The organism is Streptomyces sp. NPDC005408, assembly GCF_040606445.1.
Lineage (GTDB): Bacteria > Actinomycetota > Actinomycetes > Streptomycetales > Streptomycetaceae > Streptomyces.
The window spans coordinates 76538-99838 of record NZ_JBEXEX010000011.1; the positions used below are offsets into that span (position 1 = coordinate 76538).

Annotated in this window: 24 protein-coding genes and 5 pseudogenes; 11 read left to right on the plus strand and 18 right to left on the minus strand. The window is 67.6% G+C overall.

Annotated features, from left to right (window positions below; genetic code table 11):
• Window positions 1-4 precede the first annotated feature (4 nt).
• The 4 genes from kdpB to ABZS64_RS13615 form a co-directional block, all read right to left on the minus strand.
• Entirely contained in the window at window positions 5-2155 is a 2151-nt protein-coding gene (kdpB, locus tag ABZS64_RS13600; protein ID WP_355827711.1) for a potassium-transporting ATPase subunit KdpB, read from the minus strand.
• Complete coding sequence (kdpA, locus tag ABZS64_RS13605) at window positions 2152-3816, minus strand: potassium-transporting ATPase subunit KdpA (protein ID WP_355827714.1); 1665 nt, start codon at window positions 3814-3816, stop codon at window positions 2152-2154. Before kdpA ends, kdpB begins: the two co-directional genes overlap by 4 nt.
• Window positions 3817-3824: 8 nt before the next feature.
• Window positions 3825-3914, minus strand: a complete 90-nt coding sequence (gene kdpF, locus ABZS64_RS13610; RefSeq protein WP_063801986.1) for a K(+)-transporting ATPase subunit F — start codon at window positions 3912-3914, stop codon at window positions 3825-3827.
• Between the two features lie 499 nt (window positions 3915-4413).
• The gene (locus tag ABZS64_RS13615; RefSeq protein ID WP_355827718.1) at window positions 4414-4674 is read right to left on the minus strand and encodes a hypothetical protein; all 261 of its coding nucleotides are present in this window, start codon (window positions 4672-4674) and stop codon (window positions 4414-4416) included.
• Here ABZS64_RS13615 and ABZS64_RS13620 point away from each other — a divergent pair.
• Window positions 4667-6700, plus strand: a complete 2034-nt coding sequence (locus ABZS64_RS13620; RefSeq protein WP_355827721.1) for an APC family permease — start codon at window positions 4667-4669, stop codon at window positions 6698-6700. The genes ABZS64_RS13615 and ABZS64_RS13620 overlap by 8 nt on opposite strands.
• Before the next feature lie 258 nt (window positions 6701-6958).
• Here ABZS64_RS13620 and ABZS64_RS13625 read toward each other — a convergent pair whose 3' ends face one another.
• Window positions 6959-7816, minus strand: a complete 858-nt coding sequence (locus tag ABZS64_RS13625) for a hypothetical protein (RefSeq protein ID WP_355827724.1) — start codon at window positions 7814-7816, stop codon at window positions 6959-6961.
• 125 nt (window positions 7817-7941) lie between these two features.
• Window positions 7942-8292, minus strand: a complete 351-nt coding sequence (locus tag ABZS64_RS13630) for a PRC-barrel domain-containing protein (RefSeq protein WP_355827727.1) — start codon at window positions 8290-8292, stop codon at window positions 7942-7944.
• 263 nt (window positions 8293-8555) lie between these two features.
• On the opposite strand from ABZS64_RS13630, the gene ABZS64_RS13635 reads away from it, so the two are divergent.
• The gene (locus ABZS64_RS13635) at window positions 8556-8918 is read left to right on the plus strand and encodes a hypothetical protein (protein WP_355827730.1); all 363 of its coding nucleotides are present in this window, start codon (window positions 8556-8558) and stop codon (window positions 8916-8918) included.
• 96 nt (window positions 8919-9014) lie between these two features.
• On the plus strand, window positions 9015-9689 hold the full coding sequence (locus ABZS64_RS13640; RefSeq protein ID WP_355827732.1) for a DUF6766 family protein: 675 nt from the start codon (window positions 9015-9017) through the stop codon (window positions 9687-9689).
• A gap of 156 nt (window positions 9690-9845) precedes the next feature.
• Here the strand turns inward: ABZS64_RS13640 and ABZS64_RS13645 are convergent.
• Window positions 9846-9962, minus strand: a pseudogene (locus tag ABZS64_RS13645) (VOC family protein); the annotation flags it as partial.
• Between the two features lie 33 nt (window positions 9963-9995).
• Window positions 9996-10136, minus strand: coding sequence for a hypothetical protein (locus ABZS64_RS13650; protein ID WP_355827735.1), 141 nt, complete (start codon window positions 10134-10136; stop codon window positions 9996-9998).
• 76 nt (window positions 10137-10212) lie between these two features.
• On the opposite strand from ABZS64_RS13650, the pseudogene gvpK reads away from it, so the two are divergent.
• Window positions 10213-10342: pseudogene (gene gvpK, locus ABZS64_RS13655) on the plus strand (gas vesicle protein GvpK); the annotation flags it as partial.
• A gap of 90 nt (window positions 10343-10432) precedes the next feature.
• Here the strand turns inward: gvpK and ABZS64_RS13660 are convergent.
• Window positions 10433-11470 carry an SDR family oxidoreductase gene (locus tag ABZS64_RS13660; protein ID WP_355827738.1) on the minus strand — a complete coding sequence of 346 codons (1038 nt, stop codon included), beginning with the start codon at window positions 11468-11470 and terminating at the stop codon, window positions 10433-10435.
• A gap of 252 nt (window positions 11471-11722) precedes the next feature.
• Between ABZS64_RS13660 and ABZS64_RS13665 the strand changes: the two genes are divergently transcribed.
• Window positions 11723-12049: a plasmid stabilization protein gene (locus ABZS64_RS13665; RefSeq protein WP_355827740.1), complete on the plus strand. Its 327-nt coding sequence runs from the start codon at window positions 11723-11725 to the stop codon at window positions 12047-12049.
• A gap of 137 nt (window positions 12050-12186) precedes the next feature.
• Here the strand turns inward: ABZS64_RS13665 and ABZS64_RS13670 are convergent, their stop codons facing one another.
• Window positions 12187-12573, minus strand: a complete 387-nt coding sequence (locus tag ABZS64_RS13670) for a helix-turn-helix domain-containing protein (protein WP_355827743.1) — start codon at window positions 12571-12573, stop codon at window positions 12187-12189.
• Between the two features lie 126 nt (window positions 12574-12699).
• Between ABZS64_RS13670 and ABZS64_RS13675 the strand changes: the two genes are divergently transcribed.
• The 3 genes and pseudogenes from ABZS64_RS13675 to ABZS64_RS13685 all read left to right on the plus strand — a co-directional run bounded on the left by ABZS64_RS13675 (window position 12700) and on the right by ABZS64_RS13685 (window position 13682).
• Entirely contained in the window at window positions 12700-13143 is a 444-nt protein-coding gene (locus tag ABZS64_RS13675) for an STAS domain-containing protein (RefSeq protein ID WP_355827745.1), read from the plus strand.
• 132 nt (window positions 13144-13275) lie between these two features.
• Window positions 13276-13386 (plus strand): annotated as a pseudogene (locus ABZS64_RS13680) (zinc finger domain-containing protein); the annotation flags it as partial.
• Window positions 13387-13469: 83 nt separating this feature from the next.
• Window positions 13470-13682, plus strand: coding sequence for a CsbD family protein (locus ABZS64_RS13685; RefSeq protein ID WP_355827748.1), 213 nt, complete (start codon window positions 13470-13472; stop codon window positions 13680-13682).
• A gap of 131 nt (window positions 13683-13813) precedes the next feature.
• On the opposite strand, the pseudogene ABZS64_RS13690 reads toward ABZS64_RS13685, so the two are convergent.
• A pseudogene (locus ABZS64_RS13690) lies at window positions 13814-14194 on the minus strand (metallophosphoesterase family protein); the annotation flags it as partial.
• Between the two features lie 100 nt (window positions 14195-14294).
• Between ABZS64_RS13690 and ABZS64_RS13695 the strand changes: the two are divergent.
• Window positions 14295-15815 carry an FAD-dependent oxidoreductase gene (locus tag ABZS64_RS13695; RefSeq protein ID WP_355827751.1) on the plus strand — a complete coding sequence of 507 codons (1521 nt, stop codon included), beginning with the start codon at window positions 14295-14297 and terminating at the stop codon, window positions 15813-15815.
• Between the two features lie 103 nt (window positions 15816-15918).
• Here ABZS64_RS13695 and ABZS64_RS13700 read toward each other — a convergent pair.
• Window positions 15919-16611 (minus strand): annotated as a pseudogene (locus ABZS64_RS13700) (TIGR03557 family F420-dependent LLM class oxidoreductase); the annotation flags it as partial.
• Window positions 16612-16765: 154 nt separating this feature from the next.
• Between ABZS64_RS13700 and ABZS64_RS13705 the strand changes: the two are divergent.
• Window positions 16766-17041 (plus strand): isoamylase early set domain-containing protein, encoded by a 276-nt coding sequence (locus ABZS64_RS13705; RefSeq protein ID WP_355827754.1) that lies wholly within the window; start codon window positions 16766-16768, stop codon window positions 17039-17041.
• A 147-nt stretch (window positions 17042-17188) separates the two neighbouring features.
• On the opposite strand, the gene ABZS64_RS13710 is transcribed toward ABZS64_RS13705, so the two are convergent.
• The 3 genes from ABZS64_RS13710 to ABZS64_RS13720 form a co-directional block, all read right to left on the minus strand.
• Window positions 17189-17608: a CBS domain-containing protein gene (locus ABZS64_RS13710; protein WP_355827757.1), complete on the minus strand. Its 420-nt coding sequence runs from the start codon at window positions 17606-17608 to the stop codon at window positions 17189-17191.
• A 378-nt stretch (window positions 17609-17986) separates the two neighbouring features.
• Window positions 17987-18781: an SDR family oxidoreductase gene (locus ABZS64_RS13715; protein WP_355827759.1), complete on the minus strand. Its 795-nt coding sequence runs from the start codon at window positions 18779-18781 to the stop codon at window positions 17987-17989.
• A gap of 58 nt (window positions 18782-18839) precedes the next feature.
• Window positions 18840-20348, minus strand: coding sequence for an alpha/beta fold hydrolase (locus ABZS64_RS13720; protein ID WP_355827762.1), 1509 nt, complete (start codon window positions 20346-20348; stop codon window positions 18840-18842).
• A 116-nt stretch (window positions 20349-20464) separates the two neighbouring features.
• Here ABZS64_RS13720 and ABZS64_RS13725 point away from each other — a divergent pair, with 116 nt between their 5' ends.
• Window positions 20465-21367, plus strand: a complete 903-nt coding sequence (locus ABZS64_RS13725) for a MerR family transcriptional regulator (RefSeq protein ID WP_355827966.1) — start codon at window positions 20465-20467, stop codon at window positions 21365-21367.
• Window positions 21368-21401: 34 nt separating this feature from the next.
• On the opposite strand, the gene ABZS64_RS13730 is transcribed toward ABZS64_RS13725, so the two are convergent.
• The 3 genes from ABZS64_RS13730 to ABZS64_RS13740 form a co-directional block, all read right to left on the minus strand.
• Entirely contained in the window at window positions 21402-22127 is a 726-nt protein-coding gene (locus ABZS64_RS13730; RefSeq protein ID WP_355827765.1) for a tyrosine-protein phosphatase, read from the minus strand.
• A gap of 102 nt (window positions 22128-22229) precedes the next feature.
• Complete coding sequence (locus tag ABZS64_RS13735; RefSeq protein WP_355827768.1) at window positions 22230-22622, minus strand: hypothetical protein; 393 nt, start codon at window positions 22620-22622, stop codon at window positions 22230-22232.
• A 66-nt stretch (window positions 22623-22688) separates the two neighbouring features.
• Window positions 22689-23144 (minus strand): peptidoglycan-binding domain-containing protein, encoded by a 456-nt coding sequence (locus tag ABZS64_RS13740; protein WP_355827771.1) that lies wholly within the window; start codon window positions 23142-23144, stop codon window positions 22689-22691.
• Window positions 23145-23301 lie beyond the last annotated feature (157 nt).

Consider the following 23301-nt stretch of genomic DNA (forward strand, 5'->3'; position numbering starts at 1 on the left):
GAGGTCACCCGATGCCAGGGATGAGGGAGATGAGCAGGTCGATGAGCTTGATGCCGATGAACGGGGCGATCAGGCCGCCCAGGCCGTAGATCCCCAGATTGCGGCGGAGCATCTTGTCCGCGCTGGTCGGCCGGTACTGCACGCCCTTCAGGGCGAGCGGAACCAGCGCGATGATGATCAGCGCGTTGAAGATGACGGCGGACAGGATCGCCGACTCGGGGCTGGACAGGTTCATGATGTTGAGCTTGTCCAGGCCCGGGTGTACCACCGCGAACATTGCCGGGATGATCGCGAAGTACTTCGCAACGTCGTTGGCGATCGAGAAGGTCGTCAACGCTCCCCGGGTGATGAGGAGTTGCTTGCCGATCTCGACGATCTCGATGAGCTTGGTGGGGTTGGAGTCCAGGTCCACCATGTTCCCGGCCTCCTTGGCGGCCGAGGTACCGGTGTTCATCGCGACGCCGACGTCCGCCTGAGCGAGCGCGGGCGCGTCGTTCGTACCGTCGCCGGTCATCGCGACGAGCTTGCCGCCGGCCTGCTCACGCTTGATCAGCGCCATCTTGTCCTCGGGGGTGGCCTCGGCGAGGAAGTCGTCCACGCCCGCCTCCTCCGCGATCGCCTTGGCGGTCAGCGGGTTGTCGCCCGTGATCATGACGGTCTTGATGCCCATACGGCGCAGCTCGTCGAACCGCTCCCGCATGCCGTCCTTGACGACGTCCTTGAGGTGGATGACACCCAGTACACGGGCGCCCTCCGAGTCCTCGACGGCGACCAGCAGCGGCGTGCCGCCGGCCTGCGAGATCTTGTTGGCAGTCGTGTCGGCATCGTCGACCACCTGCCCGCCGTGCTCCCTGACCCACGTGAGAACCGAACCGGTCGCGCCCTTGCGGACCTTGCGGGCCTCGCCGTTCTCGAAGAGGTCGACCCCGCTCATGCGGGTCTGGGCGGTGAAGGGCACCCAGTCGGCGTGTGTCAGTTCGCCCTGGTGCCGCTCGCGCAGCCCGTACTTCTCCTTGGCGAGTACGACGATCGAGCGGCCCTCGGGCGTCTCGTCGGCGAGCGAGGAGAGCTGGGCGGCGTCCGCCAGCTCGGCCTCCGTGACGCCCTTGACCGGTACGAATTCGGCGGCCTGCCGGTTGCCGAGGGTGATGGTGCCGGTCTTGTCGAGCAGCAGGGTGGAGACGTCACCGGCGGCCTCGACCGCGCGGCCGGACATCGCCAGCACGTTGCGCTGCACCAGCCGGTCCATACCCGCGATGCCGATCGCGGACAGGAGCGCGCCGATGGTCGTCGGGATCAGGCAGACGAGCAGCGCAGTCAGCACGATCACGGACTGCTCGGCGTGCGCGTACTTCGCGAACGGCTGCAGCGTCACGACCGCGAGCAGGAAGACGATCGTGAGCGACGCGAGCAGGATGTTCAGCGCGATCTCGTTGGGCGTCTTCTGCCGAGCCGCGCCCTCGACCAGGTTGATCATCCGGTCGATGAAGGTCTCGCCGGGCTTCGTCGTGATCTTGATGACGATCCGGTCCGACAACACCTTCGTACCGCCCGTGACGGCACTGCGGTCACCGCCCGACTCCCGGATGACCGGGGCCGATTCACCGGTGATGGCCGACTCGTCGACCGACGCCACACCCTCGACGACGTCTCCGTCGCCGGGGATGATGTCGCCCGCTTCGCATACCACCAAGTCGCCGATGCGCAGATCGGTGCCCGGCACCCGCTCCTCGGTCGTGCCCACCAACCGGCGGGCGACCGTGTCGGTCTTGGCCTTGCGCAGAGTGTCGGCCTGCGCCTTGCCACGGCCCTCGGCGACCGCCTCCGCCAGATTGGCGAAGATCGTGGTCAGCCACAGCCAGGCGGCGATCGCCCAGCCGAACCGGTCTGTCGGGTCCTTGATCGCGAAGATCGTCGTCAGCACGGAGCCGACGAGGACCACGAACATGACCGGAGATTTGATCATGACGCGCGGGTCGAGCTTCTTGACGGCGTCCGGGAGGGACTTGATCAGCTGCTTGGGGTCGAACAGACCCCCGCCGACGCGGGCAGCGTCGTGCTTGTGACCGGTGGGCACGTCCTGGTGGGGCGCACGGGTCGGAGTTGCGGTGGACATGGAGCCGGGCTCCTCGAGCTTCTTCGTTTCGGGGGTCATGACGCCAGCCCTTCGGCGAGCGGACCCAGCGCCAGGGCCGGGAAGTAGGTCAGACCGGTGATGATCAGGATCGTGCCGACCAGCAGCCCGGTGAACAGGGGCTTGTTGGTACGGAGCGTGCCCGCGGTCTCCGGCACCGGCTTCTGTTCGGCGAGCGAGCCGGCCAGCGCCAGTACGAACACCATCGGCAGGAACCGGCCCAGCAGCATCGCCAGACCGAGGGTGGTGTTGAACCACTGCGTGTCCGCGTTCAGACCGGCAAAGGCCGAGCCGTTGTTGTTGCCGGCCGAGGTGTACGCGTAGAGGATCTCGGAGAATCCGTGCGCACCGCTGTTGGTCAGCGAGTTGACGGGGGTCGGCAGCGCCATCGCGGCGGCGGTGAAGCAGAGCACCAGCGCCGGGGTGATGAGGATGTAGCAGGCCGCGAGCTTGATCTCTCGGGTGCCGATCTTCTTGCCGAGGTACTCGGGCGTACGGCCCACCATCAGCCCCGCGATGAACACCGCGATGATCGCCATGATCAGCATGCCGTAGAGGCCGGAGCCGGTGCCGCCGGGCGCGATCTCGCCCAGCTGCATGCCCAGCAACGTGATGCCGCCGCCGAAGCCGGTGAAGGAGGAGTGGAAGGAGTTGACCGCACCGGTCGAGGTGAGCGTGGTCGCTACCGCGAAGATCGACGAACCGCCGACTCCGAACCGCGTCTCCTTGCCCTCCATCGCGCCGCCGGCGACGTCAAATGCCGGGCCGCCGTGGTGGAACTCTGTCCACATCATCAGCGCGGTGAACCCGAGCCAGATCGTCGCCATCGTGGCGAGGATCGCGTAACCCTGCTTGATGCTGCCGACCATCTTTCCGAAGGTGCGGGTCAGCGCGAACGGAATCAGCAGGATCAGGAAGATCTCGAAGAGGTTCGAGAAGGCGTTGGGGTTCTCGAACGGGTGGGCGGAGTTGGCGTTGAAGTAGCCGCCACCGTTCGTGCCCACCTCCTTGATGGCCTCCTGTGAGGCGACGGCGCCGCCGTTCCACTGCGGCGAACCGCCCGTGAGCTGACCGACTTCGTGGATCCCGGCGAAGTTCTGGATGGCGCCGCACGCGACCAGGACGATCGCGCCGATCACGGAGATCGGGATCAGGATCCGGACGGTGCCGCGCACCAGGTCGGCCCAGAAATTGCCCAGCTCACCGGTGCGGGAGCGGGCGAAGCCCCGCACCAAGGCCACCGCGACGGCGATACCGACGGCGGCCGAGACGAAGTTCTGCACCGCCAGGCCGCCGGTCTGTACGACGTGGCCCATGGCCTGCTCGCCGTAGTACGACTGCCAGTTGGTGTTCGACACGAACGACGCGGCGGTATTGAACGCCTGGTCCGGGTCGATCGAGGAGAAGCCCAGCGAACCGGGCAGGGAGCCCTGTACGCGCTGCAGCAGATACAGGAAGAGGACGCTGACCGCGGAGAAGGCGAGCACCCCGCGCAGATACGCGGGCCAGCGCATTTCCGCATTCGGATTGGCGCCGACGGCCTTGTAGATCCACTTCTCGACCCGCAGATGCTTCGTCGAGGAGTAGACCCGGGCCATGTAGTCGCCGAGCGGACGGTATGCCAGTGCCAGCGCGGCTATCAGCGCGAGCAGCTGGAGCACACCGGCAAGGATGGGGCTCATGTTGGGGCTCAGAACCTCTCCGGGTACACAAGGGCGAGGACGAGATAGCCCAGCAGGGCGACGGCCACGATCAGACCGACAATGTTCTCGGCAGTCACAGCTTCGCCACCCCCTTGGCAATGAACGCCACCAGTGCGAAAACCGCGATCGTGGTGACGACGAAGGCCAGGTCGGCCATCGTGAGCTCCTGAAGACGTTCGGAAATGTCTCTGACTTCTAGAGGAAAGCCTGTTTCCGGCCAGACAAGCGCGCCGTTGACGGGTCCCTTACGGCCATGGGCGCGCTCTTGACGGCTCTCTTACGCCACCCGTCCGACCTGCGAAGAAACCGGTGGGCCGCACTCCGACAAGGGAGTACGGCCCACCGGCCACGCCGTTTTCCGGTCACTTCCGGGCGCCCGCCCGGCGCGGCTGGACCCCGGTCATCTAGACCCTGCGACTGTCAGCCGTCGAGGACCGGGCCCGCGGTGTCGAGTGCCGCTCCGGCATGCTCAGCGAGAGTCACCGCCACCAGCCGTGCCTGCAATGGCGGGACGACTCCGGAGGTGGGCTGGAGCATGAACCGGACGCAAGTCCAGCCGGAAGCGGAGCCTGCAGATCACCGCGTTCGTATCGCGGCGGACGGCGTGCGCGACGCCGCACCGCGCTGGTTCTGCAGGAGCCGCTGCCACAGGCACGCCAGGACGGTCACGCCCTCGACCGGCTGCAGCCCGAAGCGGGAGATCAGCACGGACAGGCCGATGTAGTTGCGCCATTTGTACGAACTCTCTCCGAACCCTAACGAGTTCTTGATGGCCTCCGGGTCCCTTCGGTCGTGCCTTTGACCAGGGGACGCGACATACGCTCGCGCCGTGGTCAACGTGACCGAGGTCCTCAAGCGGCTGGTGATCGGCCGGGCACGGCGCAGCGAGGAGTTGGGCGAGACACTGCTGCCCAAGCGCCTCGCTCTGCCGATCTTCGCTTCCGACCCGCTGTCCTCGGTGGCGTATGCCACCCAGGAGATCCTGCTGGTCCTCACCCTCGGCGGCCTGGCATACCTGCATTTCACGCCGTGGATCGCGGCCGCCGTCGTGGCGCTGATGACCGTCGTGGTGCTGTCGTATCGCCAGGTGGTGCACGCCTATCCGAGCGGCGGCGGGTCCTACGAAGTCGCCTCGACGAACCTCGGCCCGTCCGCCGGGCTGGTGGTCGCCGCCTCGCTGCTCGTCGACTACGTGATGACCGTGGCCGTCTCGGTCGCCTCCGGCGTGGACAACATCATCTCGGCCGTGCCCGCCCTGGTGGACTACCGGGTACTGATGGCGCTGATCTTCGTCGCCCTGCTGACGGCGATCAACCTGCGCGGTGTACGCGAGTCGGGCCAGGCGTTCGCCGCCCCGACGTATCTGTTCATCGGCGGCGTGCTGATCATGGTCGGCACGGGACTGTTCCGCTATCTGATGGGTGACGCACCGGTGGCCGAGAGCGCCGCGTACGGCGTCAATGCGGCGCCCGGGGACGCGAACCTGGCCGGACTGGCGTTGGTGATGCTGGTCCTGCGTGCGTTCTCCAGCGGCTGTACGGCACTGACCGGCGTGGAGGCGATCTCCAACGGTGTGCCCGCTTTCCGCAAGCCCAAGTCCCAGAACGCGGCGACCACCATGGCCGCGATGGGCATCATCGCCATCACGATGTTCGTCGGCGTCACCACGCTCGCCATCGTCGCCAAGGTCCACATCACCGACGACTCCTGCCGGCTGACGGGGCTGACCGACTGTGAGGGCTACACCCAGCGCACGGTGATCGCGCAGCTGGCGGCGTCCGTCTTCGGCGGCGAGAACAGTGTCGGCTTCTACTTCATCCAGGCCGCCACCGCCCTGGTCCTTGTCCTGGCCGCGAACACCGCATTCAACGGCTTCCCGCTGCTCGCCTCGATCCTCGCCCAGCACCGTTATCTGCCGCGCCAGTTGCACAACCGCGGCGACCGGCTCGCGTTCTCCAACGGCATCCTCGCGCTGGCTGTCGTCGCCGGTCTGCTGCTGTGGGGCTACAAGGCGAATGTCACCAGCCTCATCCACCTCTACATCCTGGGCGTGTTCACCTCCTTCACGCTCTCCCAGACCGGCATGGTCCGGCACTGGAACCGGGAACTGCGCACCGAGCGGAATCACACGGTCCGCCGCCGCCATCAGCTGGCTCGGATCATCAACGCCACCGGCGCCGTCATCACCTGTCTGGTCCTGGTCATCGTGCTGGCCACCAAGTTCACCGAGGGCGCCTGGCTCGCGGTGCTCGCGGCGATCGTGCTGTTCGTGATGATGCGGGGCATCCGCCGCCACTACGACACCGTCGCCGCCGAACTCGCCGTCACCGACCCACGCAGCGAGATGGTCCGGCCCTCCCGGGTGCTGGCCATCGTGCTGGTCTCCACCATCCACAAACCCACCCTGCGGGCACTGGCCTACGCCCGCGCCTTCCGGCCGGACCACCTGGAGGCGCTCACCGTCGCGGTCGACCGTGACGCCTCCACCGCGCTCCAACAACAGTGGGAGCGCTACGAGATCCCCGTGCCGCTCACGGTCCTCGACTCCCCCTACCGCGAAATCACCGGGTCGGTTGTGGGGTACGTCCGCTCCATCAGACGCGACAGTCCCCGCGACGTGGTCGCCGTCTTCATCCCCGAATACGTCGTCGGCCACTGGTGGGAGAACGTGCTGCACAACCAGTCCGCCCTGTGGCTCAAGAGCCGTCTGCTGTTCACCCCCGGCGTCATGGTCATCAGCGTCCCCTGGCAACTGAGCTCCTCCGCCCGCGCCGACCACCCGGCCGCCCGTGCCCCCGGCTCCGTACGCCGCGGAGAACCCACCACGGCGCCCAAGAGCAGCGACCTCAGCACGCACGAGTAACCGCGCATACGGCGCGAACATCCGTTCACGAGAAGCTACTTGGGAATGCGCCGGAGCCGCCTCCATCTCGGCGGCATACATATGCGGCGGCTGGCGTGACAGGGAGACGTCGTACGACCTCTCCTTGCCCATCCCGCCAACCAGCTGACCAGGCCCGGGGCCCAGACCGGCCGGTCTGGGCCGCATCCGCTGTGAAGTGTTCGACGCCGCGCGGTGCCGCGCTGGCCCCGTTCCCCGCCACACGGGCAACGCAGCGGGTCAGCCGGTGCGCACTGCCGTGACCGTGAACCGTTCCACCTCGGCGATGTGACCGCCAGTGGACGCGACAACCGTGAGCACCGGGTCACGGGCGCCGGTGAAGGACACCGACACCTTCCAAGGCTGCGCGTTGCCACCCGCCGACGTACAACACGAGCTGCCCAACGGCGCCGCGGACGACGGCTGGCGCACCTGTACGCGGATGCCCTCGTCGACTCCGGTGATGCGCCCGCCGGTCTGCAGCGGGGAGCTCACCAGCGACCCGTATCCGGGCGTGGTCAGGGAAAACGTCGCGTCATCGGTGCCCACCACCTCCCATGGGGCGTCCGGGCCGGTGCCGTACCGCACGAGGTGGATGACCGCCGCCGTGCTGCTCTCGGGCCCGCTCAATGCGACGCCGATATGGGCCTGTCGGCCACTGACGGTGTGCGCGGAGATGCGGCCGATGTCCTTGAAGCCCAGATAGCCCTGGGTGAAGGACAGTGCGGTCTGGTCCGGGTCGAGATGCCAGGGCTGGTGTCCGCCGGAGTGGTAGTCACGCTCCCACGCCTGGGCGGCGGCGAGCGTGGCAAATGGCCACAGCGGCTGCAGACGCCCCGAGCCGATCGCGGGCCCAATGACGCCGGGCGCGGGCGTGGCCGGCGGCTGGGTGCCCGGTGGCTGCGTGCCCGGCGGTGTGGTCGGCGACGGGGCCGAAGGGACGGGGGTGGCCGACGGCTGCGACGGCGAAGACGCCCCGGGTGCGGCGGACGGTGATCCCGACGCGTCGGAGGACCCGCCGGAACCCCCGCAAGCGGTAAGCATCAGCCCGGTCACGGCCGTTGCGGCGAAAAGGCGGAATGGGAGCCAGATGTTCATGAGTGCCCCAAGAAGCATGTACCGACCGCCGATGCAGGCCGTGCACTTATCCTCCCACTACTCCGGCCCACGTCACAGAGTGCAGAGCATACGTATCCGAGGGGCATGCGCATCACTCGCGCGACTCAGATCTGGCCTTGCCCGTAATACCTGCCGAACTGTTCGAGGAAGCCGGGATCGCCGGCGTACTTCCCTTCGTCCCACTCGGGGGCGTCCTTGATCTCATCCTTGGTCCGGTCGACGTAGACCTTTTCCGCGGCGAGGTCGATGCGATTGATGGTTCCCGCAGGCAGAAGCACGTGCTTGACGAAAATCCACACCCCTGTGTCGACGACGAGATAGGCGGCTCCGACATCTTCCGAATGCTTGTCGATCTTGCCGATGCTGCCATCGGTCGCCTCCACCTTGAAACCGATCAGATCGATTCCTGTCTGATACCCGGACGTCGACTGGTAGGCCCAGATGTCTGCACTCACGGGACTCTCCTTTCTGGCTCGACGGGCTGGAGTTTTCGACTACCAGACACGAGTGCCCCTGCGCCGTGCGGACTAACAAACGCGCTGGCGGGTTCAGGGCACGTGCTTGGACGCAGGCGAGTGAATGAGGTGCGTGTCGGCGGCAGTGGGCGAAGCCGTCATCTGCGTGCCGTGCATTCTCGGTCTCCGAAGTCCCGACCGGCAGTGGAGGAAGCTTGTCGTGCCTGAATCCGTTTCGCCTCCTCTCGGCCACAGTGGCGCTGATGGCACTGACCGGCTGTGCCGCCGTCGCCGAGCGGGAACAGGCGGCGTCCCGTGCTGCGGAGCGGTTCGAGAGCAGCCTGCGCAAGAGCGACGGCGTGGCCGCCTGCACCGCTCTCGCCCCCGGCACCCTCGAGGAGTTCGAGGACAGCGCAGAGGCGAAATGCCCCGCGGCTGTGACCGCTGCGCAACTGCCGGACGCGGGCGCGGTCCGGCTGGTGGATGTGTACGGCCGGCAGGCGCGGGTGGTACTGCACGGCGACACGTTGTTCCTGTCCGCCTTTCCGGACGGCTGGAAGATCACGGCAGCGGGCTGCGCCCCTCGTGGCGGTCAGCCGTACAAGTGCATTGTCAAGGGGGAATGACGTCGTGACGCGGACGCTGTTCGGCCTGTGTCTGGCGGTCGTCTACTGCGGTCTGGCCTACTTCATCCTGGTGGGGGCGACCCAGCGTTGACGTCAGTGCGCCGCATCCTCAAGGAGAACAGTCTCACCCTCGGCTTCGGCGGTGCGTTCCTCTTGGCTCTGCTGGGTCAGGCCTTCGCAGGGCACGCCGGCTTCAACGACGAACTGGTCGCCGACCACCTGCATCCCATCGGCCTCGGCGCCTACTTGACCTCGTCCGAATTCGCGGTGGACGTCACGGAGAACTGGCAGTCGGAGTATCTGCAGTTCTCCCTCTACATCTTCGGTACGGTCTGGCTGGTGCAGCGTGGCTCGCCGGAATCCATGAAGGTCGACGAGGCGGGACCCGAGTCCGACAAGGACCAGAAGGTCGGCGCGTTCGCCGAGCCGGACTCGCCCCGGTGGGCGTACATCGGCGGCCTGCGCCAGGCCCTCTACTCCCGCTCGCTGGGCATCGTCATGGGCAGCGTGTTCGTGCTGTCCTGGCTCGCCCAGTCCATCACGGGCGTAATCGTCCACAACGGTGCGCGACTGCGCGGGCTGCAGGCGCCGTTGAGCTGGTCCCAGTACGTCACTTCGGCGGACTTCTGGGACCGCACCCTGCAGAACTGGCAGTCGGAGCTGCTGGCAGTCGCGTCGATGGTCATTCTCTCCGTGTATCTCCGCCAGCGCGGCTCACCGGAGTCCAAACCCGTCGGATCCGCGCACAGTGCCACCGGTGTGGAGGGCTAGAGGGTGTCTTTGCGCCGGATCAGTCCTCGCCCCGGACGATGTTTTCATCGGAGGGCTTGCTGTCGCTGTGGCACCCGTTGTCAGCGCCCCTTCGCATCACTGCCGGCTGGCAGGTGCGCACCCGTTCGTCGGCGGGGGTTCGGTCGGTGATCGTCCGAAGTCGGGGTCGTTCCCGGTCCGTATGTCCGCGTCCAACAGGCCCGCATAGAACTCCGCCAGCTCGGCGGGTTCCGCACAGTCCAGGACGAGGACGCTCGTCTTGTGAACCGTCATACCAGTGCGCGTACCCGCGACCCTCAAAAGCAGTCACGGCGCCCGCACGGGGCCAGCGGTGGCATCCTCGGCGTTCGCCTCCTCCTGCTGTGGCAGTAGCAGTTCTTCATAGCGTCCGAGTGCGAGGAGGATGCCCAGCATCGCTATCGGAACGAGCACGGCAATGATCGCCATGGCCCTGTCCTTTCCTGAGATCCCCTCCCCCGAGTGCCCCTTCCCGTCTCCGTAAACCTCCGGACATGTCTGACACCAACAACTCGGCAGGATCGGGCTCACCCTGATGCTCCTGGAAGACCGGATGGACGTCCTGAGGGAGGGACTCGAGCCTGAAGACCTCAACATCGACCTCGGCGCTCGGGCCGCTGCTTACGAGGGCATGAGCGCATGGGGCCGCAGACCGCCGTACGTCTCGGACGGCGGCGACGAACGCCGCAGGCTGCTCGGGCGCCAGGGGCGTCCGGACGAGTGGCTCACCCCACCTTGTGACCCACGAGCGGCGGCGTTGGCTCCCCGCTGCCCTTACGTACGCCACGCAGGAACTCCTCGATCGCCTCGGTAGCCGACCAGGCGGGCCGCCAGTCCAGCTCACTGCGCGCGCGTGTCGTGTCGAGGAGCGGCAGCCGCAACACCGCGTCGAACAGATGCGGCGACGCGGGGACCAGATGCAGCCGCCAGGCCGCCGACAGCGCGGTCCGCACTGCCTGCTGGGGCAGACGTACGACCTTGGCCTGCAGGAGCTCGCCCAGCACCACTGCGTCGACGGCGGGATCGGCTGCCAGGTTGAATGCCCCGCGCACGTCGCGCAGCACGGCGAGGCGGTAGGCCTGGGCCGCGTCGTCGGTGTGCAGTACCTGGAAGCGCAGACCTTCGAGGGCAGGTACGACGGGCAGCAATGCCGGCCGGACCAGTGGACCCGGCAGGAGGCGGCCTGCGAAGATACGGCGCTGCTCGCTCGCCGATCCCTCCTTGAAGAGGAAACCTGGCCGCATACGCACCACACGGATCTCCGGATGATGCAACTCATAGGCGTCAAGCACCCGTTCGAGATAGGCCTTCTCGCGGCAGTACGCGGCGTCCGGCCAGCCGTGCGTGGGCCAGGATTCGTCGACACCCTGGCCTGTCTTCGGCCCTGGCGCGTACGCGCCCACCGACGAGGCGTGCACCAGAGCAGGCACTCCGGCAGCCGCGACCGTCTCGAAGACTCTCAGCGAGCCGAGAACGTTCGTCTCCCAGGTCATCACCGGATCGTGGGTCGGCTGGAATCGCCATGCGAGGTGAACCACCGCGTCGGCGCCCGTGAAGAGCTCGTGCAGCCGGCCCTCGTCAGCGCCCCTGGCAAGATCGACAGGGACCCATGTCGTCTTGGGGGCTGTCATTTCGGGAACTCTGCGCGCGAGCCCCAGCACCGATCCGATCCGCGGATCACTCCCAAGAGCTCGCACCACGCTCGTGCCGCAATTTCCGGTGGCCCCGGTTACGACCACTCGCAGTCCTGTTTCCGGGCTCATGAGGTACTCCGTGTCGTTGACCCCCTCACCTGTGTTGTTCGAGTCCCCAGTCCGGACCGGGCGAAACGACAGCGCACGGGATACCGGGCCGTGGTGGTTGCTGATCCTCGTGTTTGCTCGCTGGGGATGCGGTAACTCTCATGGTGCGCAGCCGCGGGCCCGCCGCGAGCGGTCGGGTCCGTAGTGCACTCGCACACGGTGGCACGCAGGGTGGTAGGGGGGTCCTCCACACAGCACCTTTAAGGAGTTGTCATGCCTCGCGGTTCAAGTCCCAAGCGTGAACGTCAGTACGAGCACATCAAGGAAAGCGCCCAGGAGCGCGGCGAGAGCAAGAAGCGCGCCGAGGAGATCGCCGCTCGCACGGTCAACAAGGAGCGCGCCCGCTCGGGAGAGTCCCGCACGGCGAGCAAGAGCTCTACGCAGGACATGTCGCCGTCACGGCGCGGCGGGAAGCGTTCCCACAGCGGATCCGAGGGGCCTACGTACGACCAGCTGTACGCCGAGGCGCAGCGCCGCAACATTCACGGCCGGTCATCCATGAACAAAGCTGAGCTCAAGCGCAAGCTCGGCAGCAGCTGACCACAGCCGCTACGACCGCCGGGCGCGTGGCACCGGCGCTCGGGTCAATCACCGAGTGCGTGCCCAGCGCCCGGCGCGCTGCTGCTTCCTTCCAGCCGCGCGGGACGGACGCGGGTGCTTGACCCCGCATGATGGCTTCACGAGGCCTGGTCTTGTGAATTCTCCGCATCGGAGCGGCGACGCTCCCCTGCCGGCCGGGCCACGTCGTCGTCGGCGGCGCGGGGGCCTGCCTCCGGGTTTGCCAGGACTTTCAAGAGCGGGGCAATGTCCCGCTGCTCTTCCGCTGGATGACGGAACTGTCCTCCGATCAGGCGGTACTTGTTCCGACGACCTTCGCGCGTGTGTGTCAGGTATCCGGCCGCCTCCAGGTCGGAGACAACCGCTTGGACGGTCCGCTCAGTCAGCTCGAGGCTCTTGGCAAGATCGCGGATCCGGATCCACGGATCACGTGCGACCGCCGAGAGCACGCGCGCGTGGTTGGTCAGGAACGTCCACGTCGTGCGGGGCGCCGGGGTTTCATCCATGCCCCCATCATACGTCCCCCCATACAGGCTTCGCACTACCCGAAATTAAATTCAGGTATCTATTGACGTGTCTTGTTCTACGTCTCAGCATGGGGTCAGAGGATTTCCCGTCCGAGGGAGATGATCATGGCTTCCCGTTCAGGCCGCGCCAAGAAGCCCTACCCGCGCCCCGCGCGCCCGACCTTCATGAACCGCCTCGCACTCACCGTGACCCCGGCCGCCGGTGGCCGCGCCCGAGTGGTCGCGGTGGGCGAAATAGACCTGGACAGCGCAGCAGACCTGCGCCGGGTACTCGACGCCGCCCTGCAAGCATCCACCCGTCTCGAAATCGATCTCGGCAGAGTGTCCTTCTGCGACTGCTCCGGCCTTCACGTTCTTATGGACGTCTGTCACAAGGCCCTGTCGTTGGGCCAGACCATGGCCGTGATCGACACCAGTCCCTGCGTGCGGAGGCTCTTGGACCTGACGGGAACCCTCGACGCCGTGCGCATCGCCCCTCCCGACGAGGCGGACAGCGATCCTCTGCACCATGGCCGCAGCGAGACCGCCGTAGCCGAGACCGGCGGCTGAAACCGGCCCTCACAATCCACGCGACCTCTGCCGTCGCGTCCCGCGTACTGGAAGGCGAACCCGAAGACTCCCGCCGCCGGCACGCCGAGCCCGATGGGCGTCAGCGCATCATGCTGTCGATCCCGGTCGTAGACCGGCCGGCGAGACGGCAGCGAGCCGGAATGCCCGCGCTGCGGCGGACCATTGCGGTCGCAGCGAATTTCCGGGCGTCGCACGGTCTGGTGTCCGCATTGCCAGAGTTGAGGGACGAAAGACGTTTGCGGGATCCCGATCGAGGTAGCCGCATGAAGTAAGAGAAGCGTTACTCGGTCGAGGAGCTGATTCGCATGGCTGAGGGCAAGAAGATACGCGGCAAGGCCCAGGAAACCATGGGCGAGGCGAAAGAAAAGGCCGGACGTGCAACGGACAAGGACGACCTCCGTCTGAAGGGAACGGCTGAGCGCGTCGCGGGCAAGACGCGCCAGGCGGCGGGAGAGGTGGAGGACAAGGTGAAGGGGACGGCGGAGGAAATCAAGGGAAAGGCCCGTAAGCACAAGTGACGGATTGTCATTGCGCTATTCGGGAAAGGGGCCCCTGGCGGAAATGACCGCCTGGGGCCCAACGGGCTTTGTTTACGCAGTGGTGTCACCGTCCACCTGATCGTCCACGATTCCTGTCGCCCCGGAACGGTTCAGACCCGCCGCGCCGTCCCGGCCGCGTGCACGGGCAGGCGGTACACGGCGAAGGCACGTCCGATCACCGGTTGGGCGACGTTGCGCACGCGCACCCCGCCGCTGGTCATCCCGTGCTCGCTGCCCAAGTGGGCGTGGCCGTGAACAGCAAGGTCGGCTCCGGCTTCGTCCACGGCCTCGGCCAGCAGGTAACTGCCCAGAAAGGGAAAGATCTCCAGCGGTTCCCCAGCGAGGGTGTCGGGAACGAGCGCGAAATGCGTCAACGCGATTCGTACAGCGCAGTCGAGCTCCTTGAGCTCCTCCAGCGATCGTCGAAGGCCGTCCGCGCAGAGCCGGGTGTGGCGCATGAAGGCTTTCATCTCGGGCTCACCGAACTCACCGCGCACTCGGTCCCAGTCGACGCCACCGTTAGTCGGAGGGCAGAACGGGCACTCGGGAGTCATGGCTGCGGAACGCCGGACAATCCACGAGTCGTACTGGATGGCCAGCACTCACGGTACGGGCTACCCACCCGCGGGCACGGACCTGACCGCCGATGTCGCCGTCACCGGCGGGGGCATCGTCGGCCTGTGCACCGCGTGGGAACTGGTCCGGGCCGGCCTGGACGTGGTCGTCCTGGAGGCGGACCGGGTCGCCGCCGGAGTAACCGGATACACCACAGCCAAACTGACGTCCCTGCACGGGCTCGGATACGCGCGGCTGGAGTCGCAGCACGGCGCCGACAAAGCGGGGTTGTATGCGCTCTCGCAGCAGGACGCAGTCGAGCGGACAGCGACTCTCTGCGCCCAGTTGGACATCGACGCCGACCTGGAGCGCGCCCCGGCCTACACGTACGCCGAGGATGCGAACCGCGCGGGCGAGATCAGGGACGAGGCGGAGGCGGCCCGGAGGGCCGGGCTCGATGCTTCCTTCGTGACCGAGACGGAACTGCCCTTCCCGGTGTCCGGCGCGGTGCGCGTGGCGGGCCAGCTCCAGTTCCATCCGCGGAAGTTTCTGCTTGCCCTGGCGGAGAAGTTCGTCGCCGCGGGCGGTCGCATTCACGAACGCAGCCGTGTCACCGCGCTCCACGACGGCAGCCGCTGCCGGTTGTCGACCGAGAGCGGAGCGACGGTCGAGGCACGCGATGCCGTCATCGCGACGCACTACCCCGTATTCGACCGCACCCTTCTGTTCACCCGGCTCAAGCCCCGACGGGAGCTGGTGATCGCCGCACCGGTGCCGTCCGATGCCGCCCCCATGGGCATGTACCTGAGTCCTGAGGACAGGGTTCGTTCGGTGCGTAGCGCGCCCTACGACGAAGGGCGCCGACTGCTCATCGTCACTGGCGAATCGTTCGAACCTGGAGCCGGAGACGTACGGCAAAGGTTCGCGCGCCTCGACACCTGGGCGCGCGAGCGGATGCCCGGCTTCTCGGAGGCCGACAGCACTTACCGCTGGGCGGCGCAGGACAACGACTCGAGCGACCACCTGCCGTACGTCGGACATGCCCACCCCGGCACCCAACACGTCTACGTGGCCACCGGCTTCGGCGGCTGGGGCATGAGCAACGGGGTGATGGCCGGCCGCCTGCTCGCAGCCCACATCACAGGAGGAGCCCGGCCTGCCTGGACCGACCTGTACGACCCAAGGAGGCTGCCCCGGGTGAGCGAGACGGCCGAGCTGGCCAAGTTCCAGGCGGCTGTCGCCCGGCACTTTGTCGGCGACCGCCTGCACACCAGCCACGCCGACTCGGTGAACGACATCCCTCCGGGCAGCGGAGCGGTCGTACGGCTGGAGGGGAGGCGCTGCGCCGTGTACCGCGACGAGTCGGGCCACGCCTGCGTGCTCTCCGCGCGGTGCAGCCACCTCGGCTGTCTGGTGCAGTTCAACGATGCCGAGCGGGTCTGGGAGTGCCCCTGCCACGGCTCCCGCTTCGCGACGGACGGCTCGGTGCTGCACGGACCCGCCGTCCGGCCGCTGGAACCTCGTGAGATACGCGGGCCCGGGGACGGGCAGGGATAGGACCTCGAGGCGTCGCGGCCACGACGCCAGTGCCGCCATGCACGGAGTTCGGAACCGGATGGCAATGGCAGGGGCATGAGTACCTCCCCTGTCGACGGGGCGATCAAGTCGACAGCTGCGGCAGGACCTTTGTGCGGTAGAAGTCGAAGAACCCGCGCTGTTCCTTGCCGATCTGGTTGACGTACACGGTGTCAAAACCTGCTTCGACGTACTCGTTCACCGCGGCGACGTGTGCGTCGACGTCGCTGCCGCACGTGACGTGGGATCCGACCTGCTCGAGTGTGACCAGTTCCGAGGCCTGCTCGAAGTGAGCCGGCGTGGGGAGGATCTGAGCCAGTTCTCCGGGCAGTTGTTCGTTCGCCCACAGCCGGTGCGCCGTGCGGACGGCATCCTCACGATCATCGGCCCAGCAGACCTTGAGGCCCGCGAGGACTGGCTTGGTTCCACCGCCGCTGCGACGGAACCGTTCGACGGAGGCCACGTCAGAAGCCATGGTGATCAGTCCGTCTCCGATCCGTCCGGCCACTTCTACTGCCTGCGGGCCGAACGCCGAGACGTCGACGGGTACTGGCTCGTCGGGAACCGTGTACAGACGGGCGTTTTCCACCGTGTAGTGCTTGCCCCGGTGGCTCACCTGGTCGCCCGTGAAGAGCAGCCGCATCACCTGCACGGCCTCCTCCAGCATCTCCAGGCGTACGGCAGCCTCCGGCCACCGGTCCCCCAGGACATGCTCGTTGAGGGCCTCCCCGCTGCCCACGCCCAGCCGGAACCGGCCGTCGTGCTGGACGGGGCCCGTCATGCGGGATCAGACTCTGAGGGTCTCTCTTGTGGCGTGGGCCGAGGCCATACGGATGACGGTGAGCAGCCGTCGGCCCAGCCGGGCGCGGCAGCAAGGGAACGGCTGGGGACACTGGCTCCCTCGCTGCGCCTCTAAAAAGAAGGGTTTTCCCATGCTGGAGCGTGCCCGCCATGAGAGACACACTGAAATCACGTTCGTCATCCCCGCGGACCAACCCAGGGGCGATGTCAGCGTCGTCGGGGACTTCAACGACTGGCAGCCCGGCACGCACCCGTTCGCCGTGAGAGACGACGACAGCCGAGCCGTCACCGTGACCCTGCCCGGCGAGCAGCGCTACGGATTCCGCTACCTCGCCTACGGCGACTACTGGTTCGACGACCAGGACGCCGACGGCCACGACGGCCACAACAGCATTCTGCACACCTGAACCGGCTCCCCGAGGGGGTATTTCTCAGAGATCCCAAGGCTGCTGCGCTGTGCGTCCACGAATCGGTCCAATGGCCGGGATCCCGGGGCACGGCAAGCCTGTCGTGGTCTCGCAATTGCCGGCCGGCTCTTGGCCGGCACTCTGGCCTCACTGGTTGGGTTCGGCCGAGCTGATGTCGCCGAGCGCGGAGCCGGGGTCGCGCTCGATGGCCAGGTCACCGAGGGACACGATGCCCACAGGGTGCCCGCTCTCGACGACCGGTAGTCGGCGCACAGCTTGTTCCCTCATCAACTGCACGGCGCGGTCAATGTCGTCGTCGGGGGAAACGGCGACCAGGTCGGCGCTGCACGCCTCCGACACGGTGGTGGCCTCGACGCTCTTACCCTCGGCCAGCACCCGCACCACCAGGTCCCGATCAGTGACCAGACCGCGCAGCTGATCGTCCTCCACGACCATGACCGCCCCGATGTCTTCCTCACGCATGCGCCGTGCCACCTCCGCCACCGACGTCTGCGGTCCCACCGCGGCAGGAGTACCGGTCATAATCTCGCGAACCTGCTGAGCCATCACTCCTCCTTCGTAGCTCAAGGCAATCCCGCCCGCACGAGCGAGCCCACTGTTGCGGGTACCCCCACCACGCAATCCACGCGTTCCCCAGCGACCTCAGATCCCTGCCCGGAGGCCCGCGCATCCTGACGTACTCCGAATGGTTGATCCGCCAGCAAGCGCAAAACGCAGGTTCCAGGACACCGCCTACACTCTCGGGGCCCCCTGGGGCGGCGCACTGCCCTGGAGGCCGTGCGGCTGGCAGAGAGCCACCTCGGAGTGCTTCGGCACCGCAGAGAGCAGACCGCAGCCGTCAGACCTGTTGAACCGGGCGCGTTCACACACCATCCCGCCCGCTGACCCATGCCAGTCGGCTTGTCCGGCTGCGGCACCGTCGCCCTACGGGACGACGGAGTCCACGTAACCCCCGTCGACCCTGACCGCCGCACCTGTGGTCGCCGACGCCTGGGGTGAACTGAGGTACACCACCAGATGCGCGATCTCATTCGGTTCGATCAGCCGCCCCAGCAGTGACTGGGGACGGTACAGCCGCATGAACTCCCGCTGCGCCTCGTCCCATGACCTGTCCCGGCCGACCAGTTCGTACACGAAGTCCTCGACGCCCGGGGTGTGGGTGGGGCCCGCGATGACGGAGTTCACGGTCACGCCGCTGCCGGCGGCCTCCTTCGCAAAGCCGCGCGAGACCGCCAGCAGGGCCGTCTTGGACACGCCGTAATGGATCATCTCGGCCGGGATCACGAGCGCCGAGTCGCTGGCGATGTTCTGGATCCGGCCCCAACCGCGCTCTGCCATGCCGGGCAGGTACGCGCGGATGAGCCGTACGGCGCTGAGCACGTTGGTGTCGAAGTATTCGCGCCACTGCTCATCGGTGATGTCCAGCGCAGGGGTCGGTCCGAAGATCCCGAGATTGTTGACGAGGATGTCCGTGTCCGGAACCCCCGCGTGCAGCAGCTCAGCCCCCTCGGCCGTGGCCAGATCACAGCGAACGGTGACCACTTCAGCCCCCGGTGCCGCTCCAGCGAGGTGGTTGGCAGCCTGCAGCAGACGCTCGTCCCCGCGGCCCGTGAGCACGGTCCTGGCACCGGCCTGCGCAAGACCGACCGCGATGGCGAGACCGATGCCCTGGCTGGAACCGGTGACGATGGCAGTCCGGCCGCTCAGATCAAGATGCACGCGTCGCACGTTTCCACATCTCGGCACACCTGAGCCGCTCCGCCACGCGCCGCGGCCCTCAGCTCCGCAGGTGCTCCACCACGGTTCGCACCGCGCGGTCCACCGCGTGGCGCGCCCCCTCGGTGTGGTCGATCGTCTCGAACCCGTGGTGGCCGTGCGGCACGTCGACCACCTCGATATTGGCTTTGCAGTCCTCGGCGGCGGTCAGGAATTCCTCGACCGTCACCGCGATTTCTGCGCGCTCGAGCCCGACCCGGGTCAGCACGATCGGCAATTGGCCCGCGGTACGCACTGCGGTCGCGGGGCGGAACCGGGAGTCGGCGAGCCCCCAGTTGGGCAGCGGCGCGAGCACGGGATAGGTCGCCGCCACGCATCGCAACCAGGGCGGGGGCGCCGCGAGCCAGTCGGCCGACAGCAGCCCGCCGGCAGAGAAGTACCACAGCGCCACGCGTTCGGCGTCGACGCGCGGATCCGCTCGTACGAGCTCGACCGCTTCGGCGACATCATCAGCAGCGCGCCCGTAGTCGGCGAGATCGTGCAGCCGGTGATCCAGCGTCACACCGACGACTCCCAGACTCGCCATGTACTGGCCGTAGCCGACAAAGGTCGGCCAGTCTCGCGGCGTCGGCTGCATGCCGGGGTGAATCGGGCCGCCATGGACGAACACCACCGCCGGCCGAGGCCGGTCGGCATCAGGCAGGTAGAGGTCGACCCGTCCCACCCGCTCGCGAGGCCGCTCCGGTACATCCATGAGGAAAGGCCGAAGGTGTGCAGGCTCCTCCCTCACCGCAGCGGCCAGCCGGTGCCCTTCTCCGGCGGCGGCTCGGAGCAGTACCCCTGCCAGCTCGTCGGGGGTGGAGAGCATCGGCCAGTGCCCGGTGTCGAGTTCGAAGAAGCTCACCCGGGGGTCGGTGAGCGCCTGGAGGCGGGGGTCCCCCAGTCCCACCAGTGCCTCGACCATGGCGATGCTCGAACCGTTGGCGGTGCAGAGGACGCCGGTCGTCGGTAGCTCGGAGACCGCCTCCGACAGTCGGAGGGGCTGGGTGAGCGTGCCCACCGGCTGCGGTGCGGCAAGGCGGGCCAGCCGTTCCAGCGCGTCTGCGGGGATCCCGGCGGTGCTGCCCAAGCGCTGCCACTCGTCGAGTGGCGGCGCGGTGATCCGCCAGTCGTCCTCGGCCTGCTCGGCCGGGTGCAGCAGCCGGTCGCGGAGCGCCTGGTCGGGCAGCAGTTTGAGGGCCGGGTCGCCGTCCTGGGGCATGCCCACATCCAGGTAGACGATCCGGGCGATCCGCTCCGGGCGCCGGGCGGCGGCCCCGAGCACCGGGTGGATGCCGTAGCAGTGACCGGCCATCACCACGTCCGGCGCATCCACTTGGTCGATCAGCTGCACGAGATCCTGGATGTGCGTCTCCAAGTCCGTGTCAGGTCCCGCCAGATGACGTCGCTCCCCCATGCCGGTGAGCGTCACCGGATGCACCTCGGCCCCCGACTCCCGCAGCCTGGCGGCCACTTCCCGCCATATCCAGCCGCCGGTGTAGGTTCCCGACACCAGCATGAATGCCGTCATGAACGTCTCCTCGTACGTCGCCATCCTCGCGGGCCGGCCGCACAGGCCGCCGTCCGCGCTCGCCGGTACGATAGGAACTCCCCCTGAGGGAGGTTCAAGTCTTGTCCCCTGACACCATGTGGAGCATCGGAGAGCTCGCCGAGCATGCGGGCGTCACCGTCAAGACCGTCCGCTTCTACTCGGACCGCGGTTTGCTGCCCGAAGCCGCCCGCAGCACCGGTGGCCACCGCCGGTACGGCCCCGAGGCACTCGACCGGCTCCGCCTGATCCGCTCCCTGCGCACCCTCGACCTGCCGGTCCCGGACGTGGGCCGGATCCTCGACGAGGAGGACGCCCTCGAGGACGTCATCGTGGGACAGCTGCGGGAGCTCGGCTCGCGGCTGGCTGCCCTGCGCTGGCGGGAGGCCGCCCTCCAACTGCTCCGGGACTGCGCCCCAGCGGAACGCGCCGAGCGGCTGCGCCTGATCGGCGCCGTGTCCGCTCCGCCCAGCACGGCCGCGCTGGCCCGCTTCTGGCGGCGCTGGCTGCCCCCGCGGCTCCCTGCCCGTGTGGTCTCCGCAGTCATCGAACAGGCGGTTCCGCAACCGCCCGCGGATCCGACCCCGGCCCAGGTACTGGCCTTCGCCCGGCTGCACGCCCTCGTCTCCGGCGACTGCCTCGGCACCGATCCCTGCCAGCCCGCAGCGCACCAGCCCGGCAAGGGCTACCGCCCGGCTGTGCTCTACGACGGTCTCGCCGAGGCCTTCGCGCTGGCATCGCCGCAACTGCGGGCACAGCGGGCCCCGCACGCAGGCGAGGCACTCGACTGCTTCGTCTCCGCCTATGCCCGCTCAAGCGGCACGCGCGACGCTCCGGCGTTCCGCCACCAGCTCAGCGGCGTGCTCGCCGCCGATCCCCGTATCGACCGCTACTGGCAGCTCACCGCCGAACTGTCCGGCCCGTCGGAACCGACCGCCGGCGCCGCCCACGACTGGCTCCGTGCCGCACTGGACACCCAGATCGCCCGGCCGGCGGCCTGAACCGGGTGGCTGCATTTGGGGCTGGCGACCCCCTCTAGTCAAGGAGCTGCGCGCGTAGCCGGGAGATCAAAGGTTCGTCCACGCCGAGGTGCTTGATCGCGTAGTCGTGCACCGAGCCGTACGTGGCGGCAAGGTCGGAGAGGAACAGCCGCATGACCTCTTCCGGTGCTCGCCCGTAGCCTGGCCACTTCAGGGTCCGGGTCGGATTGGCCGCCTTCCAGTCCGAGATCAACCGGTCCGTGGCCCGTTCAGTGAGTGCGAAGTCCGCGGCGATGTCGTCCTCGTCCACGCCGAGGAGCGAGAGAACCAACCCGGCCAGCAGCCCGGTGCGGTCCTTGCCTGAGGCGCAGTGGAAGACCTGCGGGGCGCTCTCGGACGCGATGACCTCAAGCGCCTGCCTGAGTTCCTCGGCGCCGTCGAGAGCGACCTCCGCGTACCGGTCGGCGAGGAAGCGCCACGGGTCGAGGCCGGGGTCGATCTCTGCCTGGTCGTAAGGGCGGTGCTCCACGCTGAGGTTGAGATAGGTCAGCCCGCCCGCTTCAGGTACCCGGCCCTTGGCTTCGATCTCCCACGGGTAGCGCAGATCGATTACTGTGCGCACACCCAGGGAGACGAAGCGGTCCCAGTCGGCTCCCTGGAGCTTGGAGAGCGAGTCGGACCGGTACAGACGGCCCCAGCGCACGGTACGTCCGTCCTGGGTGCGATAGCCGCCCAGATCCCGGTAGTTGTGCAGGCGCTCGAAGTCCATGTGTCGTCTCACCTGCGACACCCTACGGACTAACCATCAACAAGCGGACGGCAGATGGGGGCGGGGACGCGAAACGGGTGGGAGCTCACGCTTTCACGTTGCTGGGGATGCCGGTCAGGGGCAGGTCGGATCCCACTCGATCTTGACTCCGGTGACCGTGTACCCGGACTCGAAGATCCCCATCGTGTTCGGGTTGAGGCACAGGTAGCCGACCTGGCCGGTGCTGTTTTCGACGTAGCGCAGCCAGACCCGGTCGTCGTTGCGCGAGTTGTAGACCCGGTCCGAGCCGCGGCTTCGCGAGCCCAGGTTCTGGTAGTAGCTGGTCACGTCCTGGAACGAGGATGTGGGAGTGCCGGCCCACCAGTCGTTGAGGGTGAGGTAGAAGCAGACACGCGGCCAGGCGCAGCCGTTGTAGGACTCGGCCGAGGCCGGAGAAGCGCCCAGCATGATGGCCGTGAGCGCAGCCAGCGCCGTGACCAGTCCCGTGATCTTTCGGGTCGTCTTCATGCGCATCATCTCTCCGATGAAATCGGCAGGTTGGGTGTTGCCGTCCCGGATCGGGCCGGCCGGTTCCTAGGCCTTGAAGTAGTCACAGGTATCGGGATCACCTGCTTCGAACTGGCCGAAGTGCAGCATCGTGTTGCGGGTCTGCGGGCCGTAGACACCATCCGCGGAGATGCTGTGGAACGACTGCACCGCCCTGACCGCGGCCTCGGTCTTGGGTCCGTAGCTTCCGTCGCGTGCGATGTTGAACACCGAACCCCAGGCCCCGTTGGGTCTGACGTAGTAGCACCAATAGATCGACTGTTGCAGCGCCTTCACTCCTGTACCGCCCGCACCCCGCTGCAGGTGGCAATAGGTGTTGTAATTGGCGTCGGCCGGGATGTTGATGAACTGGCCGGTGTACTTCCCCGGCAGCCAGATGGAGTTGGGGCATACGGGGCTTGCCGCTGCGGGGCCGCTGGACACGAGGACCATTCCGGCGGCCAGCCCGAAGGCAGCGAGGATCGCTGCGATCTTCTGCTTCATGTGTGTCCTCATCTACGAGAGTTCCCTGGCGAAGCCGGGATCCAGCCACTGCGTACCAGCAGTAAGCTGCGGCTCGAAGCATCGGATCCCTGGCTTCACGGGCGAAGCGTCCGCATCGTGTCAGAAGCCGCCGCGGATGCATCAGGCTCTGCAATCT

What these genes read in the sequence shown, in the direction of transcription:
- ABZS64_RS13625 (WP_355827724.1), bottom strand. Translation starts at nt 7,816, where the DNA reads ATGAACATCTGGCTCCCATTCCGCCTTTTCGCCGCAACGGCCGTGACC.
- ABZS64_RS13710 (WP_355827757.1), bottom strand. Translation starts at nt 17,608, where the DNA reads ATGGCTCAGCAGGTTCGCGAGATTATGACCGGTACTCCTGCCGCGGTG.
- ABZS64_RS13695 (WP_355827751.1), top strand. Translation starts at nt 14,295, where the DNA reads ATGGCCAGCACTCACGGTACGGGCTACCCACCCGCGGGCACGGACCTG.
- ABZS64_RS13675 (WP_355827745.1), top strand. Translation starts at nt 12,700, where the DNA reads ATGGCTTCCCGTTCAGGCCGCGCCAAGAAGCCCTACCCGCGCCCCGCG.
- ABZS64_RS13720 (WP_355827762.1), bottom strand. Translation starts at nt 20,348, where the DNA reads ATGACGGCATTCATGCTGGTGTCGGGAACCTACACCGGCGGCTGGATA.
- ABZS64_RS13665 (WP_355827740.1), top strand. Translation starts at nt 11,723, where the DNA reads ATGCCTCGCGGTTCAAGTCCCAAGCGTGAACGTCAGTACGAGCACATC.
- kdpB (WP_355827711.1), bottom strand. Translation starts at nt 2,155, where the DNA reads ATGACCCCCGAAACGAAGAAGCTCGAGGAGCCCGGCTCCATGTCCACC.
- ABZS64_RS13660 (WP_355827738.1), bottom strand. Translation starts at nt 11,470, where the DNA reads ATGAGCCCGGAAACAGGACTGCGAGTGGTCGTAACCGGGGCCACCGGA.
- ABZS64_RS13650 (WP_355827735.1), bottom strand. Translation starts at nt 10,136, where the DNA reads ATGGCGATCATTGCCGTGCTCGTTCCGATAGCGATGCTGGGCATCCTC.
- ABZS64_RS13670 (WP_355827743.1), bottom strand. Translation starts at nt 12,573, where the DNA reads ATGGATGAAACCCCGGCGCCCCGCACGACGTGGACGTTCCTGACCAAC.
- ABZS64_RS13725 (WP_355827966.1), top strand. Translation starts at nt 20,465, where the DNA reads ATGTGGAGCATCGGAGAGCTCGCCGAGCATGCGGGCGTCACCGTCAAG.
- ABZS64_RS13685 (WP_355827748.1), top strand. Translation starts at nt 13,470, where the DNA reads ATGGCTGAGGGCAAGAAGATACGCGGCAAGGCCCAGGAAACCATGGGC.
- ABZS64_RS13635 (WP_355827730.1), top strand. Translation starts at nt 8,556, where the DNA reads ATGGCACTGACCGGCTGTGCCGCCGTCGCCGAGCGGGAACAGGCGGCG.
- ABZS64_RS13740 (WP_355827771.1), bottom strand. Translation starts at nt 23,144, where the DNA reads ATGAAGCAGAAGATCGCAGCGATCCTCGCTGCCTTCGGGCTGGCCGCC.
- ABZS64_RS13705 (WP_355827754.1), top strand. Translation starts at nt 16,766, where the DNA reads ATGCTGGAGCGTGCCCGCCATGAGAGACACACTGAAATCACGTTCGTC.
- kdpA (WP_355827714.1), bottom strand. Translation starts at nt 3,816, where the DNA reads ATGAGCCCCATCCTTGCCGGTGTGCTCCAGCTGCTCGCGCTGATAGCC.
- ABZS64_RS13735 (WP_355827768.1), bottom strand. Translation starts at nt 22,622, where the DNA reads ATGAAGACGACCCGAAAGATCACGGGACTGGTCACGGCGCTGGCTGCG.